We start from the raw sequence: 19,490 nt of genomic DNA, 5'->3' as shown, positions 1-19,490 counted from the left end.
CACACCGACGAAAGACAGGCACCCATCCATGGCTATTCCACGTCCAAAAGCACTTGCCGCGATACTCCTCTCCTCCGCAATGGCCGCCGCACTCAGCGCTTGCTTCGCCCAAGGCAACGCATCATCGGCCAGCAGTACCGACTCCCGAATCAAAGTAGCCATGTTGCAGCCGCCCCGTTCAGGACTTACTCCGCTGAGCGACGACGCCTTCAAACTCTCACGCTGGAAGACCGCCGAGACACTGGTTGTCCTCGATGCCCTCGGCGATGCCCAGCCATCGCTTTCGACAGCCTGGAAGCAACTGGACAGCAAGAACTGGCGCTTCGAACTCCGCGCAGGCGTGAAATTCCATGACGGGACGCCTCTAACGGCCGAGCAAGTGGCGGCATCGTTGACGGCGGCGTCCAACGCAAAGCCCAAGCCGCGGATCCTCGACGGCGTCCAGCTGAGCGTCCGCACGGACGGCGGGAACGCCGTCGTCGTGACCACCCAAACGGACGACCCTCTGGTTCCGCAGCGGCTTTCCAGCCCGCAGCTTTCCATCCTTGCCGCGTCCGCCTACAAGCCCGGCGGGGTCGTGAGCCCCATCAACGCCGGAACGGGCCCCTATGTCCTTGCGTCTGCGGACGGCACCAGCTCGGCAACACTCAACCGCTTCGCTGACTATTGGGGCGAGAAGGCGGCGAGCGGCGGCGTCGACGTCCAATACGTTCCCGACGGTGCGGCGCGCGCGGCCGCGCTGAGGACCGGAACTGCCGACGTCGTGGAGGCCATTCCCGTAGGGCAGGTCGCCCAGATCAAGCCGGACCTGATTCATGAAGTCCCCATGCCCCGCACCAATACCCTCTACTTGAACACCAAGGCGGGTCCTTTCGCGGATCCTGCTGTCCGGGCAGCGGCACGCACCTCGGTCGAACGGGCCACCATTGTTGACCGCGTCTACGAGGGACGCGCGGACATCGCCGCAGGCCTTCTGGGCCCGGCTCTCCCCTGGGCGGCCAAGGAACGGCAAAACACCTCATACATCGAAACCCTGAAGAAGCGGGCGGAAGCGGCACCCGCCAATGGCCGCCGCATCAAACTCGGCACGTTCACGGACCGGGCCGAACTGCCCGAGGTCGCCGTGCAGCTTGAGCAGCAGCTCGAAGCCGCCGGCTTCATCGTGGAGCAGGAAGTCCGTGAGTACCAGCACATCGAGGCAGACGCCCTGGCCGGCAAATTCGATGCCTTCATCCTGTCCCGGGCCACGGTCCTCGACTCCGGCGACCCCGTCGCCTACATGTTCAGCGACTTCTCCTGCAAAGGCTCCTTCAACATCTCCCAGTTCTGCGATGCAGAGGTGGACGCAGCACTGAGCAAGGCCGCAGCCATTCCGGCAGGCCCGGAGCGCCGGGCGGCAATTGCCGCCGCCGAGGCGCTGATCCTCTCGAAGGATGCGGCCGTGCCGCTGCTGCACGAACGCGTTATCCAAGGCGAATCAGCCAGGATCCGCAACGTCGAACGTGATCCCCGCGAGCGCGCCCTGATCACCAGCAAGACAGGGATCGCCGGCTGATGCGGGGCCCGGCGTTCATCAAAACCGCGGTTTCCCGGGCCGTGGCACTCTTCGCCATAGTTGTGCTGATCGGGCTCTTGCCGTGGCTTTCGGGACAAAGCCCGGAGTACACCATCCTGCGGGCCCGGTACGCCGACCGGGAAGCAACTGATGAAACGCTGGGCATGATCCGCGCGGAGCTCGGACTCGATCGAGGGCCGCTGCACATCTTCCTCGACTGGGCCGGAGGCCTTTTGCGCGGGGACATGGGAAATTCCTGGATTACGAACACGCCTGTTGGCCCCGGCACTGTGGAAACCCTCGGAGTCTCCGTCACCCTGATGGCCTGCGCGGTGGCCGTTGCAACGGCGGTGGCCGCGGCGCTGTGCGTTCCTTCCGTGGTGCGCGGGCTGGCCGGGAACCCGGGCCGGGGTTCCGGCGTCGTGGCTGCGGCCATGACTGCGCTCCCCGAGTTCCTCCTGGCGGCGATGCTCCTCGTCGTCGGTGCGGTGTGGCTGGGCTGGTTCCCGCCGTACGGCTGGCAGGGCATGGACCACGCGGTGTTGCCGGCCCTCTCCCTCGGCCTGCCCGCCGGCGGGCTCATCGGGCGGCTGCTTTCCGACGCCATCAACCTGGCGTTCGCCGAAAAATGGGTGGGTACCTGGGCCATGGCCGGAGCCAGCCGCGCCAGGCTCACCGCGGCGGTGCTCCGCCGGGCCCTGCCAACGGTGACGAGCCAGATCGGGCTTGTCCTCATTGGCCTCACCGGCGGGGCGGTTGCCGTTGAGAAGGTCTTCGCGATTCCCGGTTTGGGCCGCGCGGTCCTGGGCGCGGCGAGCGCCCAGGACATCCCCGCGCTGCAGGCAGGAGTACTGGCCCTTCTCATGCTGGCCGTCGCGGCAGGTTCCCTCAGCGCCGCGGCCAGATATCTTTTGTTGGGAGCGGCGCTGCGCTCGGGGACAGTTCCGGTTCCGGACTCGCCGGGAAGATCACGACGGCGGGATGCCGCCGTTCCGCTCGTTGCGGCGGGAGCGTTGCTGCTCATCGTCGTCGCGGGCTTGCTTCGCGATCCATTCACCTCGAGCCATCCGCGGCTTGCCGGCCCGGGCTTCGAGCTGCCTTTCGGGGCCGATGCCAGCGGGCGGGACCTCCTTGCCCGGGTGGGGCACGGTGCCGTGTCCACGCTGGGAACTGCTTTGCTCGTAGTGCTGGCTTGCCTTGTGATCGGGATCGTCGTCGGGCTCTTCCCGCTCGCGGCGACCGGTCCCCTTGAAGTAGCCAACGCCGCTCCGCCTATCCTGGCCGGCCTGATCGTTGCCGTGATGACCGGGCCCTCGGCCGAAGGTGCGACGATAGCTGTCACCCTGGTCAGTTGGGCACCCCTGGCCGCCCACACCGCGGCCTTGGCGCAGGAGGCGAGGGCCCAACCCCATGTGAAGATCCTTCCGATCCTGGGCGTAGGGCGGGTCCGCATCCTCTGGCGCTATATCCTCCCGGCCATCCTTGGCCCGGTGTTCAGGCATTCGATGCTCCGGATACCGGGGATCGCGCTTGCCTTGGCTGCCCTGGGGTTCCTCGGCCTCGGCCCTCATCAGCCGTCGCCCGAGTGGGGCCTCATCCTCGCTGAGGGAATCAACTACGTGGAGCGTGCCCCTTGGGCCGTTGCCGCCCCGGCGTCGGCGTTGATCCTCGCCTCGATCCTTGCTGTTTCATTGTCGAGCGTGACATGGTCGCGGGAACAAGGGGAACGTAGCCCTCAACAACCGACCAGTTTCGCCGCTGACACTGCCAGCGCCGGCCCGGAACCACGCGCCCGGAACCGGGAACCCGCGTCAAAAACAGTAGATCGTTGAGGATGTCAACCCTCGAAGCGGGATCCCGAGCAATTGACTCATTCGAATATATGTTCGAAAATTGAAGTATGTCATCTCGCCTGTCTTCCGCTTCGCCGGCTTCGCTGCGCGATGACTTGCAGGCGCAGATCCACCTCATGCAGGGCAAGCGCGGAAGCGAACGCTCGCTGCCCGTCCTCCCCTCACTCAGCAGGCTCCTCCCGGGCGGACTGCGCCCGGGAGCGGCGTACTCCATACAGGGATCCATGTCGCTGGCCATGGCCTTGTTGGCCGGCCCGTCACGCAATGGCTCATGGTGCGGGGTAGCAGGGCTGCCTGACTTCGGGATCGAGGCGGCAGCAGGTTTCGGCATTGCTCTCGACCGGCTGGTGCTGGTGCCTGACCCCGGGACCAGCTGGACGCAGGTGATCGCCGCCATGGCGGACGTGCTCTCGGTGGTGCTTGCGCGTGCTCCGGAAAGAGTCGCACCCGCCGAGGCTGCCCGCTTGGGAGCCAGGCTCCGGGAGCGGAGTTCCGTCCTCCTTGTCATGGGACCCTGGCCGCAGAGTGAAGCGGTCTTGCAAGTGAATGGATACGAGTGGGCGGGGCTCGGGCAGGGCCACGGACATCTCGAAAAGCAGGAGCTCGAACTCGACGTCGCCCTGCGGGGCAGTTCCCGCAGGGCCTCCGTGGATCTTGCGGACAGCGGTCCGGTAGATCTGTCCCGCCATCGGATGGGAGCATGATGCTGTTTCAGCTTGAAACCCCGGTGCGCGCGTTGGTGACCTGGTTCCCGGATTGGCCCCTTGTCGCCGCCCGTTTGGCAGATGCCCTGCCGCCTGATGTACCTTCGGCAGTCATTGGCAAAGGGGTCATAGCTGCTTGCTCCTCGGAAGCCCGGGCAGAGGGAGTGGTCCGGGGCTTGCGGCTAAGGGAAGCGCAGACCCGTTGTCCTGAGCTGGTGGTATGTGCCGTTGATCCTGTGCGGGATGCGAGGGAATTCGAGCCTGTGGTCTCGTCACTCGAGGAACGGACTCCTGGCGTGGAAGTGCTTCGCCCCGGCCTATGCGCTATCCGGGCCAAGGGTGCCGCCCGATATTACGGCGGAGAGGAAGCGGCCGCAGGTGCCGCGCTTGAATCGGCGGACAGCCTCGGCGTGGAAGCACGGGTGGGGATCGCCGATTCCGTGTTTGCCGCCGAGCAAGCAGCCCGGAGCACCAGCGAACTCTCCGCCGTTCTTGTGCTCCCGCCGGGTTCTTCCCGGGATTTCCTGGCTCCATTTCCGGTGGAAGTACTAGGCCAGCCGAAGCTGGCTTCCTTGCTCAAACGCCTTGGCATCCTCACTTTGGGGAATTTCGCCAATCTTCCCGCCGCAGATGTCCGGGCCCGTTTCGGGGCTGCCGGAATCACTGCGCACGCCCTGGCAAGCGGACAGGATCCCCGCAAGGTGATCCCCCGGACTCCCCCGCGGAAACTGGATCAACGGGCGGAATTCGAACCCGGCCTGGACCGGGTTGACCAACTCGCCTTCCAGCTCCGGGCCACGGCAGACGACTTCGTGGCCGGAGTGCAGACGGAAGGCTTGGTCTGCACGGAGCTGAGGGTTCTGATCACGGACGAAGCAGGGAGCCGCTCCGAGCGCACGTGGGGCCACCCCCGCCACTTCACGGCCAGCGACGTCGTGGACAGGGTGCGTTGGCAGCTTCAGTCACAGCCCCCTGCCCACGCCAACGCCCACGATAAAACGCACGACGGCGGAACGCACGACGGCGGAATGGCTCGCGGCGGACTGTCGTCACCGGTCACGCGGGTCGAGTTCCTCCCCGTCCGGGTGGACTCCATCGCCCATCATGGGCGGGCGCTCTTTGGAGACGGAGCCGAGGAACAGATTCATCATGGACTCAGCCGGATCCAAAGCATGCTGGGACATGAAGCCGTAGTAGTGCCTGCGATCTCCGGAGGTCGCTTGCTGGCCGAGCGGCGCCGCCTGGTTCCTTGGGGAGATGCCTTGCCCGCGGGAACGGCCGCCCTGGCCTCCAGGCCGTGGCCCGGCAGGATTCCAGACCCGCAGCCCGCCACGGTGTTTGCGTCCCTCATCCCTGTCCTGCTTCTTGATGCGAACAGGGAAAAAGTCCGCACAGACCATCGAGGCGGATTGATTGCCCCGCCCATGTGGTTCTGTCCCGGCGGAGACCCTGCACGACGACGACTGGTAGCTCAGTGGGCCGGCCCCTGGCCGCTGAGACAGCGGTGGTGGGACGCCGACCACCGACTTGAAGCGGACCGGTTCCAGCTTGTGGACGGAAACGGAGAGGCCTGGCTCCTTCTCCTGGACGAGCAGAACTGGTGGGCAGAGGCCCGCTACGACTGAACACCCGAGTCGAACACCGAACTTTTAGGCAGGAAAGACAAAGATGGCCTGGAACAATCCGTCAATCCCATGGTCGGAGTTCGAACGCACGCTCTCGGACCGGCGAGTGCCGGAGATCGGCAAGGCCAAAGGAGACGGCGGTGACAGCCCCGCCTGGTCAAGGAAACGCGGGCCTTACCGTCCGGTCCCCCTCGATCCCGCAAGGGTCGCATCGAGGCCGGGTGACGGCGTCGTGCCTTATGCCGAACTGCACGCGCATTCGCACTACAGTTTCCTGGACGGCGCCTCCTCACCCGAGAAACTGGTTGAGGAGGCAGTCCGGCTGGGCATTCATGCCCTCGCACTGACCGATCACGACGGCTTCTACGGGATCGTGCGAATGGCGGAGGCCGCCGAAGCCTACGAGCTGAAGACAGTGTTCGGCGCTGAGCTTTCGCTCGGGCTCAGCAAACCCCAGCAAGGGGAAGCCGACCCCGAAGGTGACCATTTGCTTGTCCTCGCCCGCAAGGAAGAGGGCTACCACCGCTTGGCTGGGGCGATGACGTCCGCCCATCTTGCTGCCGATGCCGAGAAGGGCCACCCCATCTACGACCTCGATGCGCTGGCGCATTCCCTGAGGGACCACTGCCTGGTGCTGACCGGATGCCGCAAAGGCTCAGTCCGGAGGGCCCTTCTTAGCGACGGCGAGCAAGCCGCTGCCTTTGAAGTGGAGGCTTTGATCGAGAGATTCGGGCGGGAAAACGTGGTGGTGGAGCTCTTCGATCACGGGAATCCCCTCGACGGCAGCCACAACGACGCCCTCGTCCGTATTGCCGACCGGGCGGGCATACCTTTCATCGCCAGCAACGCCGTCCATTATGCGTCCCCGGAGGGATACCCGCTGGCAACGGCCATGGCGGCTGTCCGGGCTCGCCGCAGCCTGGAAGAACTGGACGGGTGGCTGCCCGCGAGCAGCGGCGCCCATCTGCGGAGCGGTTCCGAGATGGCAGCACGGTTCGCCCGCTACCCCGGCGCGGTCGAACGGACTGTCGGGATCGCCGACGAGCTTGCGTTCCAGTTACGGGCCGCCCGCCCGAAGCTCCCCAAGCTTGATGTTCCTGCAGGGCACAGCCTTATCACTTGGCTCCGGCAACTTGTTGAAGAAGGCGTGAGAAACAAATACCCGGACGCCGACGAACGGGTCCGTAGCCGGATCGAGCAGGAACTCGCAGTGATCGAGGCGAAGAACTTCCCCGGCTATTTCCTGATTGTGCACGACATCGTGCAGTTTGCCCGTTCCCGCGGCATCCTCTGCCAAGGCCGGGGTTCGGCGGCGAACTCGGCCGTCTGCTACGCGCTGGGGATCACCGCCGTCGACAGTATCTTCTACAACCTTCCGTTTGAGCGTTTCCTCTCCAGCCTCCGCGAGGAAGAACCGGACATCGACGTCGATTTCGACTCGGACCGGCGGGAAGAAGTCATCCAGTACGTCTACGGCAAATACGGACGGTTCAACGCGGCCCAGGTAGCGAATGTCATCAGCTATCGCCCGAAGAACGCCGTCAGGGACATAGCCAAGGCACTCGGCTACAGCCAAGGCCAGCAGGACGCGTGGTCCAAGCGGCTCGACCACTGGGGCGATCTCAGCGAAGGCAAGACCAACAACATCCCGGCCCCGGTCCTGGACCTTGCTGATCAGATACTGGGCTTCCCCCGGCACCTGGGCATCCACTCCGGCGGCATGGTCCTCACCGAACGGCCTGTTGGCGAGGTGGTACCCATCGAACGTGCCCGGATGGAAAACCGCACGGTACTGCAATGGGACAAGGACGATTGCGAATGGATGGGCCTGGTCAAGTTCGACCTTCTCGGCCTGGGCATGCTCGCCGCCCTGCAGTACTCCTTTGATCTCATCGACAAGCATTTCGGGGAGCGTTGGACAATCGAGACCATCCCGCGGGAAGAACAGGCCGTCTACGACATGCTCTGCCGGGCTGACTCGATCGGGGTGTTCCAAGTGGAATCACGGGCCCAGATCAGCACGCTGCCTCGGCTGAAACCGAGGGAATTCTACGATCTGGTGGTCGAAATCGCGCTGATCCGCCCAGGTCCCGTCCAAGGTGGCGCCGTCCACCCGTACATCCGACGCCGCGCAGGCACGGAAAAAATCACGTATCTTCATCCATTGCTGGAGCCCGTGCTTAAGCGGACATTGGGTGTGCCCTTGTTCCAGGAGCAACTGATGCAGATGGCAGTTGCCGTGGGTGGCTGCACTGCCGAGGACGCGGACCTGCTCCGCCGCGCGATGGGCTCCAAACGGGGCCGGGAGAAAATCGAGTCGCTGGAGGCCAAGCTCTACGCGGGGATGGCGGCCAACGGGATCAGCAAGGACGACGCCGACGCCATCTACGCCAAGATCCAGGCCTTTGCGAACTTCGGCTTCGCGGAATCCCACTCCTTGAGCTTCGCGGTGTTGGTCTACGCAAGCTCGTGGCTGAAGCTGCACTATCCTGGCGCGTTCCTCGCATCCCTGCTTCGGGCACAACCCATGGGCTTCTACTCCCCCCAAACCCTCGTGGCGGATGCCCGCAGGCACGGGGTCCAGGTGTTGCGTCCTGATGTACTGCATTCCCTTGCCGAGGCGACCCTTGAAGTGCTCGATGAGGCTACAGGGGCAGAGGCGGGTCAGGTGGGCGGCATGGATTCCTGCCTGGACTTCCGCCAACCGAAGATCGGCCTTTTCCAGCAGGATCAACCACGCGAGGACCACTTGCACCGGCGGGATGGCTCACACGCGGTGCGGCTGGGACTCGACGGCGTCACGTCCATCGGTGCCGAGGTGGCGAAGCGGATCGTCACCGAACGCGAGGAGCAAGGCCCCTACCGCGACATGGCGGATCTGTCCCGCCGCGCGAATCTCAGCGCGGACCAGCTGGAGGCACTCGCGTCCGCCGGCGCCCTCGATTCGCTGGGCATGAACCGCCGCGAAGCACTGTGGCAGGCCGGCGATGCCGCGCTTGAGCGGGAAGGACAATTGCCGGGGACCCATGTCGCCGTCCAGCCGCCACTGCTGCCCGAGCTCTCCCCCCTGGAAAATGTTGCCTACGACATGTGGGCCACAGGAATCAGCACCGATGACCACCCGATGCGCCATGCCCGCGGGGACCTGGATTCCAGAGGGGTGCTGCGGGTGGACCGGCTCTCCCGGGTCGAGTCCGGCACGCGTGTTGAAGTGGCCGGCGTCGTGACCCACCGCCAACGCCCCCAGACCGCGCAAGGGATCACCTTCGTCAATCTGGAGGACGAGAGCGGCATCCTCAACGTCATCTGCAGCGTTGGCCTCTGGAAGAGGCATCGCCGTGTAGCCCGGGAATCATCCGCACTGATCGTCCGGGGTTTCCTTGAACGATCGCCGGAAGGAGTCACCAATCTCGTGGCGGACAAGCTGGAACCCCTGGTCCTGACAGTGAAGTCCAACTCCCGCGATTTCAGGTAGTCAAAAACCAGCCTCTGGCCGGGTTGGTCACTGCCGGGGCATCCCGGAACTGTTCGGGCTGCGCGACCCAGCCCACGCCGTTGGCGATGACCCTCTGGATCTGCGGCTGGTGGTAGACGGGGTACTCCTGGTCACCGGGGCTGAAGTAGAAGATCCGCCCCTTGCCGCGGGAGAACGTCACGCCGGAGCGGAACACCTCGCCGCCTTCGAAGGAGCTGATGAAGATCAGGTCGTCGGGCTCCGGGATGTCGAAGAGTTCGCCGTACATCTCCTGTTTGGGGATCAGGATGGGGCTCTCGACTCCGGCCGCGATCGGGTGCGATGGCTTGACCGTCCACACGAGCTCGCGTTCGCCGTCGTTGCGCCACTTGAGCGAACACGTGGTGCCCAGCAGCCGGGTGAAGATCTTCGAGAAATGCCCTGAGTGCAGCACCACGAGTCCCATCCCGCCCAGGACATGCCGCTGGACGCGTTCCACTACCTCGTCGCTCACCTCGTGGTGCGCGATGTGACCCCACCAGAGCAGGACGTCGGTGGCGGCAAGGGTTTCCTCATGCAGCCCGTGTTCGGGATCGGCGAGGGTCGCCGTCGTGATTTCAGCATCCGGATAGAAGCCCCGCAAGCCCGACGCGATGGCACCGTGGATGCCGTCCGGGTACATTTCCGCCATGGTGTCCGGTTTGTTGCGGGCCTCGTGGACGGCTTCGTTCCAGACGACGATCTTCAGTTTTTTGTCAGTCATCAGAGCACCACCTCGCGTTGTTCGAGGGCGGACTTGTAGCAGGCATCAAGGATAAGTGCCCGGCTCAGGGCTAGGGATCCGTCGTGTTGTCCCCAGACCGTCTCCCCGCCGCGGACGGCGGCAATGAAGTCGTCGACGACGGCCTGGTGGGCAAGGCCGGGGAGGGCTTCGGGCTCGTAGTCGGCATTTTCGCCGTCCTTCTCCGTGAAGATCTTCAAGCTGCCGACGGGCTGCAGCGGGGCCCCGACGGCGCGTAGTTCGGCACCGCCGTCGGTCCCGTAGACCGTGAAGTCGAGCAAGTCGTCCACCTCCCGGTAGCTCGCCCAGCCCGCCTCGAGGATCAGGGTGCCTCCGCCTTCGAGGCGTATGAAGGCAGAAGCGAAGTCCTCTACTTCGAACTTGTGGCTCGCGGGTCCAGCGGTGTAGCGGGCGTTGCCGCCACGGCCTTGCGGACCCAGCTCCGAGTGTGTCTGCGCAGAGACGGACAGGACCTTGGGCTCGCCCAACAGGTGGAGCGAGTAATCCAGGACGTGGACTCCGATGTCAGCCAGCGGACCGCCGCCGGCCATCTCCGGATTGGTGAACCAACTGCCCAGGGTAGGGATGCCTGAGCGGCGCAGCCAGGAACCCTTGGCGTAGTACGGACGTCCGAGTCCGCCGTCGTCGATGATGCTCTTGAGTTTTTGAATATCGCCACGGCGGCGGTGGTTGAACGCAACGTCCAAGACGCGGCCGGCCTTCCGGGCCGCCTCGACCATGGCGCGTCCTTCGTCGCCGTTGCGGGCCAGTGGTTTTTCGCTCAGCACGTGCAGTCCACGATCCAGGGCCGCTATGGAGATCGGGGCGTGCAGGAAGGTCGGAACGGCGACACTGATTGCATCCAAGCCTTCCAGCCCGATCATGTCTTCCCAACGGGCGAAGGCATGCGGAATGGCGTATTCCTGCTTCATCTGGGCGAGGAGATCTTCTTCCATCCCGGCGACGGCGATGATATCCACGCCTTCGATACTGCTGTATGCCCCAAGGTGCTGTTGACCAGCCCATCCGATGCCCACAACGCCCACTTTGAGGCGTGCTGACGTTGCTTGCTGTTGAATGCCCACGGTATTCCTGTCTTTTCACGTATCCCGGCTAGGGCCAATAAATACGCTTTCATGGGCCTCCGAACAACGTCAATCGCTTAAGCGCTTCGACTTTTCGCCTTTCCGGATCCGGCATGCCACGAGCCGGCCACGGCGGGGAATGCGCCTAGACTGAGGGCCGGAAAAGGAGTCGCCATGGCCAAGAAACCAACAATCTACGACGTCGCCGAGCGCGCCGTCGTCTCGATCGCGACGGTATCCCTCTCCTTCACACAGCCGCACCGGGTGCGCGAATCCACCAGGAAACTGGTAATGGCGGCCGCACACGAACTCGGCTACCTGCCAAGTGCCAGCGCGAGGGGCCTGGCCACGGGAAAAACGGGAGCAATCGGCCTTTTCTCCTACGACTACTTCAACCGCGCAGGGGTCGGCGCGGCCCGCGTCCACGGCGATGCGGACGCGCTCCTACCCAGGGATCTGTTCTCCGACGATGCCAACGAGGAGTTTCGCCTGTTCCCGCTCTATCACGACGAGGTGCAACGCGGCGTCGAAATGGAATGCCGCAGGAGTGGCTACGTACTCATGGTCGGCGAGGGGAATGGCGGCAGATCCGAGGCCGACATCAACGACATTGCCGGGCGTGTGGACGGATTGGCGGTGTTCCCCAATACTTTTCCGGTTGAGGTGCTGCGGCGGATCGCCGAACGGATTCCGGTCGTGGAGCTGGCCGAGCCGCCGGAGGAGACCGGGTTGAACCGGGTCTCGGTGGAGAACGCCGAAGGCATGCGGGTACTCACAAACCACTTGATCCACCATCACGGACACCGCGCCATCACCTTTGTGGGCCCGTCCGGTTCGCCGGACCGCGAGCAGCGCTTCGACGGGTACGCCCAAGCCATGGCCGAGGCAGGGTTGGACACCCAAACGCTGCCCGCACCGGGGCGGGACGCAGCCGGCAGGTTGAGTTCCGGGGTCAACCTCGCCAAGGACGCGGACGCAACCATCCAGCGACTGGTATCCGGCGCCGCACTTCCTGAAGCCCTTGTCTGTTCCGTCGATGCCGAGGCGCTCCTGTATCTGGATGCCCTGGAACGGGCCGGGGTGGAAGTGCCAGGACGGATTGCCGTCACGGGTTTCGACGGATTGGCGGCCGGCCGCGTCAATCGCCCCACGCTCACCACCGTCAGACAGCCCATGATCGCCCTTGGGCGCGCCGCCGCCGGCATCCTCATCCACCAGATCGCCAATCCCGGATCCGCGTCGGTGGCCAAAGAGCTACCCGTAGAGCTTGTAGTCCGGGAAAGCTGCGGCTGCGGCTGAATCCAAGCCGCTACCGTGGCGAGGATCCCCTTAACGGAATACGCCCCCGCTGCTCGAGCTGCAGCGGGGGCGCGCATTCTTAGGCGTTCGCGATCAGCCCCAGTTCGGCCTTCGAGGCCAGGGAGGGGTGCTTCGGGAAGACCCGGACGGTGTAGCCGAAGGATCCGGAGCGGTTGATCAGGATGGAACCGGTGAACAGGTGGCGCCCGTTGCCGAGGTCTTCTGTTTCTGTCAGCTCGACCAGGGCGACATCCTCCAGTTCGTCTCCGTCCTGCGCCCGGCCATACGCCACTTCAACCGACACGTCCTCGGGCGTGAGTTCGTGGAGGGCGATGTAGGCGTTGACCTGGAGGGTGTCCCCGATCTGTGGCTCTTCGGAGACGCCGATGGAATCGACGTGTTCCACGATCAGCTGCGGCCAGGCGTTGCGGACCTTGGTGGTCCAGGCCGCCAGTTCCTTCGCTTCCTTGAACGAGGCCGTTCCCGCCTGCCTGCCGGCGACAGCTGCCGGGCGGTAGAGGGTGTTGACGTAGTCCTGGAGCATGCGGTCGGCCGAGACTGCCGGGCCGAGGTGGGCCAGGGTGTGCTTGATCATGGACACCCAGTGCGTCGGGATGGCTTCCGGGCCGGACTGCGAGGGCCCGGCTGCGCCGGCGTCCGCGGAAACCGTGGAGCCGTAGAAGCGCGGGGCCACCTGGGTCTCCAGGAGTTCGTAAAGGGCGGCGGCTTCGATGTCATCGCGTTCGGTGGGTGAGGCGTCGTTGTTGGCGGTCGGGATCGCCCAGCCGTTCTCGCCGTCGTACATCTCATCCCACCAGCCGTCCAGGACCGAGAGGTTCAGGGAACCGTTGATGGCCGCCTTCATCCCGGAGGTCCCGCAGGCCTCCAGGGGCCGGAGCGGGTTGTTCAGCCACACGTCGCAGCCCGGGAACAGGGTGCGGGCCATGGCGATGTCATAGTTGGGCAGGAACACGATCCGGTGCCGGACGGCGGGGTCGTCGGTGAACTTCACCAGGTCCTGGATCATTTTCTTGCCGGCGTCGTCCGCGGGGTGGGACTTGCCGGCGATGACCAGCTGGATGGGGTGCTGGGGGTGCAGCAGCAGCGCCTTGAGCCGGGCCGGGTCCCGGAGCATCAGGGTCAGGCGCTTGTAGGTGGGCACACGCCGGGCGAAACCGATCGTGAGGACGTCCGGGTCCAGCACGGTGTCCGTCCAGCCCAGCTCGGCATCGGCCGCGCCGCGCTTCTTCCACGAAGATCGCAGGCGCTTGCGCACGTCATCGACCAAAGCAGAACGCAACTCGCCCCGCAGGCCCCAAAGCTCGGCATCATCCACGTCGTAGATCTTGTCCCAACCGGTGGCGTCCACATCAGTGCTGCCAAAGTGCTTCGCAGCGAGCCGGCTCATCTTCGGATCGATCCAGGTGGGTACGTGGACGCCGTTGGTGACGGAGGTGATGGGGATTTCGGAGTGGTCGAAGCCTGGCCAGAGCCCGGAGAACATCTCGCGGGAGACCACGCCGTGCAGTTTGGCCACGCCGTTGGCCCGCTGGGCCAGGCGCAGGCCCATCACAGCCATGTTGAAGACCGCGGGGTTGCCGCCGTCGTAGTTTTCCCGGCCGAGTTCCAGGACCTTCTCCACCGGCACGTCCGGGGCCAGGCCGGCGTCGAAGAAGTGCCTGATCTGCACGGCCTCGAAGCGGTCGATACCGGCCGGAACGGGAGTGTGGGTGGTGAACACCGTGGACGCCCGCCCGGCGGCCAGGGCCTCGGACCAGCTCAGCGGGGCCTCGGAGGACATGAGCTTCTGGATGCGTTCGATGCCCAGGAACCCGGCGTGGCCTTCGTTGGTGTGGAACACTTCCGGGGCCGGGGTGCCCGTGAGGCGCTGGTAGACGCGCAGCGCCTTCACCCCGCCCATGCCCAGCAGCAACTCCTGCTGCAGGCGGTGGTCACCGCCGCCGCCGTAGAGCCGGTCCGTGATCCCGCGCGCGGCGTCGTCGTTGGCCGGAACGTTCGAGTCGAGCAGCAGAAGCGGCACGCGCCCGACGTCGGCCCGCCAGATGTGCGCCCGCAGCGTCCGGTCACCGGGCAGGGGAAGTGTGACTAGCGCCGGCGAACCGTCTTCCTCACGCAGCATTGTCAGAGGCAGGCCGTCCGGGTCAAGGACCGGGTAGGTTTCCTGCTGCCAGGCGTCCCGGGACAGGGACTGCTTGAAGTAGCCCGCCTGGTAGAGCAGCCCGACACCGATCAGCGGCACGCCCAGGTCCGAGGCGGCCTTCAGGTGGTCCCCGGCCAGGATCCCGAGGCCGCCGGAATACTGCGGGAGCACCTCCGTGATGCCGAACTCGGGCGAGAAGTAGGCGATGCACGCCGGGGCGTCAGGACCCAGGCCCTGGTACCAGCGCGGCTCGCTCAGGTACCGGTCCAGGTCCGCAGCCGCGTGCTGGACACGCTCAATGACTGCGCCATCCGCTGCGAGTTCATGCAGTTCCTCGCGACTGACCAGGCCCAGAAAGGTCATGGGGTCATGATTGCTTTGCTCCCAGGCCTCGGGATTCAGCGCAGAAAACAGTTCACGCGTCGGCAAATGCCAGGACCAACGCAAGTTCTTCGCCAGTCGTGCCAATGGGGCGATTGCTTCCGGCAGAACCGTTCGGACCGTGAACCGTCGAATCGCTTTCACTTCCGGCCACCTTCGAACGCGGACAGGGCCGGTTTGGTCAACGTTTCCATGCGGTGTACCTCCAAGAGGTTGTTGTGATGATTGGGGTGATGTTGGCTAGGGGTGGGGCCACCAGGGCGCCGGGTGAGGAGGCTTCTACGGCTACCACCGGCACAGGGCAAGCGCTTACATGCTTTGAGCGGGCATCATTGGCCTCACGGGCGCACGGGTCCTGAAACTCAGACGCAGGTGGCGGTCTCCAGGTCCTGTCCTCGCACTATTCCGGGGCGTGACATCGACCGCATCTTCAACACGCAGGACTGGTACCGAATGATTCCGAGCACGACATACTTCCTTAGTCTCCGGGAACTCTGATCGGTGACCATCCGCCATGTTGTATCAGGAGGAATCTCATCGCCGTTCGTCGACGCGCCTTGTCGACGCGGGTCGATGGCTCGACAGTAGTTGGCGGCGCAATGGTGTGTCAAATGTCACAATCACGTGTGATCGGACCGCGTAATGATTGCGTCGAATTGGCGGATTACACCCGAACGGCCAGGTGATTCTACGACTGGGTAGCGCGTGCCACGGCGGTGCTTTCGCGCAACGTCAGCACCGGTTCAGCGAGCCATTGCAGGGCATCCGTGCCGTCACTCCTGAGGCGCCGGGAAAGGAATTGTGCTGCCTCACGCCCCATTACCCTCGGTTCGGCGGACGCCGTCGTCAGGGCAGGCATGAAGCGCTCCGCGGAGCCGGCGCTGGTGTTGATCGCGACAATGGAGAGAGACTCCGGGACTCGCCAACCATGGCTCGCCGCAGCACCCAGAAGGCCTGCAGTAGCCGCTTCGTTGATCATCACGAGTCCGGTGGTCTCCGGGGACAACTCCAGAATTTGTCCGAACACCTCGCGGCCACCGGCGAGTGAGCTCGCGGTTGGGAACAGCCGAGCAGTGATGCCGTGCCGCGAGGCGGCAGCCGCCACGGCATCCCAGGATCGGACCATCGGGCCGTATCCGGTGTCCAGGGACTCACGCGAATGCGTCACGAGGCCGATTTCCGTGTGCCCCAGGCTGACGAGGTGCGAGACTGCCAGCTCGCCCATGGCTTCAAAATCCGCGTCGACGAATGTCAGGCCAGCGGCATCCGCTGGCCGCCCGATCGTGACGAATGGAACACCCGTTTCCAGTAGGACTGGAATCCTTTCGTCGAATGACCTGACTTCCATAAGGAGGATTCCATCGACCAGGCCCTGGGCAACGATCCGCTGCATCTCGCCTAGGTCGTCGGGGTCCATTGGCCACAGAAGAAGATGGTATCCGTCGACGCGCGCTTGTTCGGCAGCACCTTGAACGTATTCGAATTCCGTGGTGTTCATGCCTTGCTCCCCGACCGGGAAAATCAACGAGACGATGCCCGTCCGCTTGCCGGCCAAACCCTGGGCGAGCAGGTTCGGCGTATAGCCAAGGTCGGCCATGGCCTTCAGGATGCGCTCGCGCGTTTCGGGTGCAATCGGCCGAACACCACTGAGGGCGTAGGACACGGTGCTCCTGGAAACGCGGGCTACCCGCGCAACATCGGCCATAGTTACCAAGGACTATCCCCCTGTGTTGTCGGTGGCTGCTCGGCAATGGACCCTCGAATGACCGCGATCCGCCGGACGGTAATGCCTCATAGTAAACCGTAATCGGTTGGCAAAGTGTTGCAGGCGTGCTGAGCCCACTGTTGCATACACTCAACAGCTAAGCGAGGACGGGTCCGGGCCTTCCGCGTCCACGGCACGAAAAAGGGAACCACCCGCTAAGGTGATTCCCTTTCACAAAAGTGAGGCCCTGCCCGGAACATGAATCTAGTCCACGTTCCAGGCCAGGCCTCTATGGTGGAGCTGAGGGGACTCGAACCCCTGACCCCCTGCATGCCATGCAGGTGCGCTACCAGCTGCGCCACAGCCCCATATTTTCGCTGCTCCGCGAACCGTGAACTGGCTTGAAATCCCGTCCAGTTTTCGGATTCCTCCGAAGCAACTCAAATATCTTAGAACAGCATTTCCGAAAATTCCAAATCGGGCATATTCAGTTGGTTTGCGGCCTGGAGCCTAGGATTCCTCGACCGCGGGAGCCTTCGCCGAGGCGTCGTCACCGAGCTCCAGATCCACTACCGGGCAGTCTTTCCACAGGCGTTCCAGGGCGTAGAAGACCCTGTCCTCGGAGTGCTGGACGTGCACCACGATGTCGGCGTAGTCCAACAGGACCCAGCGGCCCTCGGAACGCCCTTCGCGGCGGACCGGGCGCAGATCCTGCTTGAGCAGCTCTTCCTCGATGCCATCGACGATGGCATTGACCTGGCGTTCGGTCGGGGCCGAGGCGATCAGGAAGACGTCAGTCAGGGCCAGACGTTCGCTGACGTCCAAGGCGATGATGTCCTCGGCCAGCTTGTCCGCTGCCGCGCGGGCGGCGTGGCGGGCCAAGAGGACGGATTGTTCATGTGCAGTCACGGGACTCCTTGTATGCGGCTTCGAGAATAGACGAAGCCTGTTTGGTGGCAAAAGCCGTTATGGTCAGCGGGAAAGTCCGCTGGTGATCATGATGATGCCCGCAATCAGGGCGATGGCTCCGATGCCAACGAGTCCCAGGACCAGAAGCCGGGTACGCTGGGCGCGCCCAAGTCCCGCCGTCGCGGCGTCGAGCGGTTCAAGTCCGTAAGCCGAACTTGCCGAAATGGGCGGATGCTCGGCCGCTTCCGCGAACGCTTCGCCATCTGGTGCGGAGTCCGACGCCGGGCGTCGACCTGCCGCTTTCGCAGCGGCCTCCGCGCGCGCCAGCACTCCTGCTCGGCCGCGCAGGCTGCGCGGCTTACCCGACGCCGACTGCCCGGGCTTCAGTTTCGGCGCAGGGGAGGTCACGAGAGGAACAAAGGTGGTGCCGGGCGGTTTCATGACGGGACGCTCGAGTCCCGGAACCTTCACGAATTCAAGGGGCGTCACCATGGCCAGGTTGCTGGCCACGGAAGGTTCGGCACGGACCGGACCGGAAGGACGGCTGTTCTGCTCGGCTAGCTTCTGCTTGGCGATCGCCCTCTTGTTGAGGATCGCCTCGCGTTCAGCCTGGGCGATTTGTTCGGCCAAAGCCTCTGGATCCGCCGGCTCAGCGTCGGTACCGGAAACCCCGGATTCAGCGGCCGGGACTTTCTGCACCGCTGATTCCATTGCGGCGATGTGCTCAAGTTTGTTGGACTGATTGTTCGCTTGGGCGGCCAGGAGCTCACGGGCCATCAAGGCCTGCTCCACGGTCATTTCCGGCGCACCGGGAGGAGGGCCCGCCGTAACGCGGACACCGCCGCCAGGCGATATGCCCGGGCGATCCGGGCCAGCCTGCTGCCTGCCGGAAGTCTGGACGGGGACGCTCGATGTCCTCGGCCCGGATCCTGGTGCCGGGACAACGGGGATCGCCGAGGTGCCCGGTGCAACTTCTTCCTGCAATTCCTGGAGGCGCAACTGACGGCGCGTGGGCGGGCCGCCGCGGGAAAGCTGCTGCTCCTTATCCGCGAGTTCCTTGATGGCGCGGAGTGCGGCACGGTCGCGAGCGCGCGCCTGGGAAGAACGTTCCGAGGCAGGTTTGGCGTCCAGAGGAGCATCGGCCACCCGGCGCACCCGATTGACCGAAGCGCCACCGGACGCATGGTTGGCGTCGTCGGAGGCAACGGCCTCGGCTACTGCGGGACGTGCGCCGGTTTCTTCCAGGCGCGCGTCCCGGGCTCGTCGAAGCTCGCGCCGGCTAGGGATGGGGGGCTGTTCCTGGCTCATTCAAAACTCACTCGGTACGGGCTTGGTGTTCTGGTCCGGTCATAGCATGCAGAGGCTCCCCCATGCCGGGTTTGCCCGAGTACAGCCTGTATTTGGCGATGTACTGCACTACTCCATCAGGTACGAGGTACCAGACCGGATTGCCTGCACCCACGCGGGCACGGCAATCCGTCGAAGAAATCGCCATGGCGGGCACTTCCAACAGACTGACGTCCTCCCTCCCCATGCCATCAAGAACATGACCGGGCCGGGTGACACCGACAAAATGCGCCAAGGACCAAAGCTCATCGACATCTTTCCACGACAGGATCTGCGCCAAGGCGTCGGCGCCCGTGATGAAGAACAGGTCCGCATCCGGCCGCTGGGTCCGGAGATCCCGCAGTGTATCGATCGTGAACGTGGGACCGGGGCGGTCCACGTCCACGCGGCTCACCGTGAAATTGGGGTTCGAAGCCGTGGCAATGACCGTCATCAAGTACCGGTGCTCGGCTTCGCTGACCTGCTTGTGCGATTTCTGCCAAGGCTGTCCGGTGGGCACGAAGACCACCTCGTCCAAGCGGAACTTGGCAGCAACCTCACTGGCAGCAACCAAGTGGCCGTGGTGAATGGGATCGAAGGTCCCACCCATCACGCCCAAGCGAAGTCGGCGCCCCGTTTCCTCGAAGGGTTT

Annotated in this window: 13 protein-coding genes and 1 tRNA gene; 6 read left to right on the top strand and 8 right to left on the bottom strand. The window is 64.7% G+C overall.

All coding sequences use genetic code 11. From position 1 onward, the window contains the following. Positions 1–28 precede the first annotated feature (28 nt). The 5 genes from ABD742_RS08325 to ABD742_RS08305 all read left to right on the top strand — a co-directional run bounded on the left by ABD742_RS08325 (position 29) and on the right by ABD742_RS08305 (position 9,212). Positions 29–1,555 carry an ABC transporter substrate-binding protein gene (locus ABD742_RS08325; protein WP_234749801.1) on the top strand — a complete coding sequence of 509 codons (1,527 nt, stop codon included), beginning with the start codon at positions 29–31 and terminating at the stop codon, positions 1,553–1,555. Next, positions 1,555–3,387: an ABC transporter permease subunit gene (locus ABD742_RS08320; protein WP_234749803.1), complete on the top strand. Its 1,833-nt coding sequence runs from the start codon at positions 1,555–1,557 to the stop codon at positions 3,385–3,387. Before ABD742_RS08325 ends, ABD742_RS08320 begins: the two co-directional genes overlap by 1 nt. A gap of 68 nt (positions 3,388–3,455) precedes the next feature. After that, on the top strand, positions 3,456–4,112 hold the full coding sequence (locus ABD742_RS08315) for a hypothetical protein (protein ID WP_234749805.1): 657 nt from the start codon (positions 3,456–3,458) through the stop codon (positions 4,110–4,112). Next, positions 4,109–5,737, top strand: a complete 1,629-nt coding sequence (locus ABD742_RS08310) for a DNA polymerase Y family protein (RefSeq protein WP_234749807.1) — start codon at positions 4,109–4,111, stop codon at positions 5,735–5,737. The genes ABD742_RS08315 and ABD742_RS08310 overlap by 4 nt, the downstream gene beginning before the upstream one ends. Before the next feature lie 43 nt (positions 5,738–5,780). Beyond that, complete coding sequence (locus ABD742_RS08305) at positions 5,781–9,212, top strand: error-prone DNA polymerase (protein WP_234749809.1); 3,432 nt, start codon at positions 5,781–5,783, stop codon at positions 9,210–9,212. On the opposite strand, the gene ABD742_RS08300 is transcribed toward ABD742_RS08305, so the two are convergent. Together ABD742_RS08300 and ABD742_RS08295 are read right to left on the bottom strand one after the other, a co-directional pair. Then, positions 9,205–9,954: a ThuA domain-containing protein gene (locus ABD742_RS08300; RefSeq protein WP_234749812.1), complete on the bottom strand. Its 750-nt coding sequence runs from the start codon at positions 9,952–9,954 to the stop codon at positions 9,205–9,207. The two genes, ABD742_RS08305 and ABD742_RS08300, sit on opposite strands and share 8 nt — an antisense overlap. Further along, on the bottom strand, positions 9,954–11,057 hold the full coding sequence (locus ABD742_RS08295; protein ID WP_234749814.1) for a Gfo/Idh/MocA family protein: 1,104 nt from the start codon (positions 11,055–11,057) through the stop codon (positions 9,954–9,956). Before ABD742_RS08295 ends, ABD742_RS08300 begins: the two co-directional genes overlap by 1 nt. Positions 11,058–11,231: 174 nt before the next feature. Between ABD742_RS08295 and ABD742_RS08290 the strand changes: the two genes are divergently transcribed. Continuing rightward, positions 11,232–12,356 (top strand): LacI family DNA-binding transcriptional regulator, encoded by a 1,125-nt coding sequence (locus ABD742_RS08290; protein WP_234749816.1) that lies wholly within the window; start codon positions 11,232–11,234, stop codon positions 12,354–12,356. Positions 12,357–12,435: 79 nt separating this feature from the next. Here the strand turns inward: ABD742_RS08290 and glgP are convergent, their stop codons facing one another. From glgP to nadD, 6 genes are all read right to left on the bottom strand, one after another. Next, a complete protein-coding gene (gene glgP, locus ABD742_RS08285; protein WP_344787646.1) occupies positions 12,436–15,042 on the bottom strand; it encodes an alpha-glucan family phosphorylase in 2,607 nt (868 codons plus the stop codon). A 544-nt stretch (positions 15,043–15,586) separates the two neighbouring features. Then, entirely contained in the window at positions 15,587–16,603 is a 1,017-nt protein-coding gene (locus ABD742_RS08280; RefSeq protein WP_268818983.1) for a LacI family DNA-binding transcriptional regulator, read from the bottom strand. Positions 16,604–16,895: 292 nt separating this feature from the next. Beyond that, positions 16,896–16,971: transfer RNA gene (locus ABD742_RS08275), tRNA-Ala, on the bottom strand. Positions 16,972–17,113: 142 nt separating this feature from the next. After that, on the bottom strand, positions 17,114–17,512 hold the full coding sequence (gene rsfS, locus ABD742_RS08270) for a ribosome silencing factor (RefSeq protein ID WP_059389355.1): 399 nt from the start codon (positions 17,510–17,512) through the stop codon (positions 17,114–17,116). 63 nt (positions 17,513–17,575) lie between these two features. Beyond that, positions 17,576–18,820 (bottom strand): hypothetical protein, encoded by a 1,245-nt coding sequence (locus ABD742_RS08265; protein ID WP_234749822.1) that lies wholly within the window; start codon positions 18,818–18,820, stop codon positions 17,576–17,578. Between the two features lie 7 nt (positions 18,821–18,827). After that, a complete protein-coding gene (nadD, locus tag ABD742_RS08260) occupies positions 18,828–19,457 on the bottom strand; it encodes a nicotinate-nucleotide adenylyltransferase (RefSeq protein WP_268818916.1) in 630 nt (209 codons plus the stop codon). Between the last annotated feature and the right edge of the window lie 33 nt (positions 19,458–19,490).

It is taken from the genome of Arthrobacter ramosus, from assembly GCF_039535095.1.
Lineage (GTDB): Bacteria > Actinomycetota > Actinomycetes > Actinomycetales > Micrococcaceae > Arthrobacter > Arthrobacter ramosus.
This window is presented reverse-complemented; position numbering and strand designations above follow the sequence as displayed.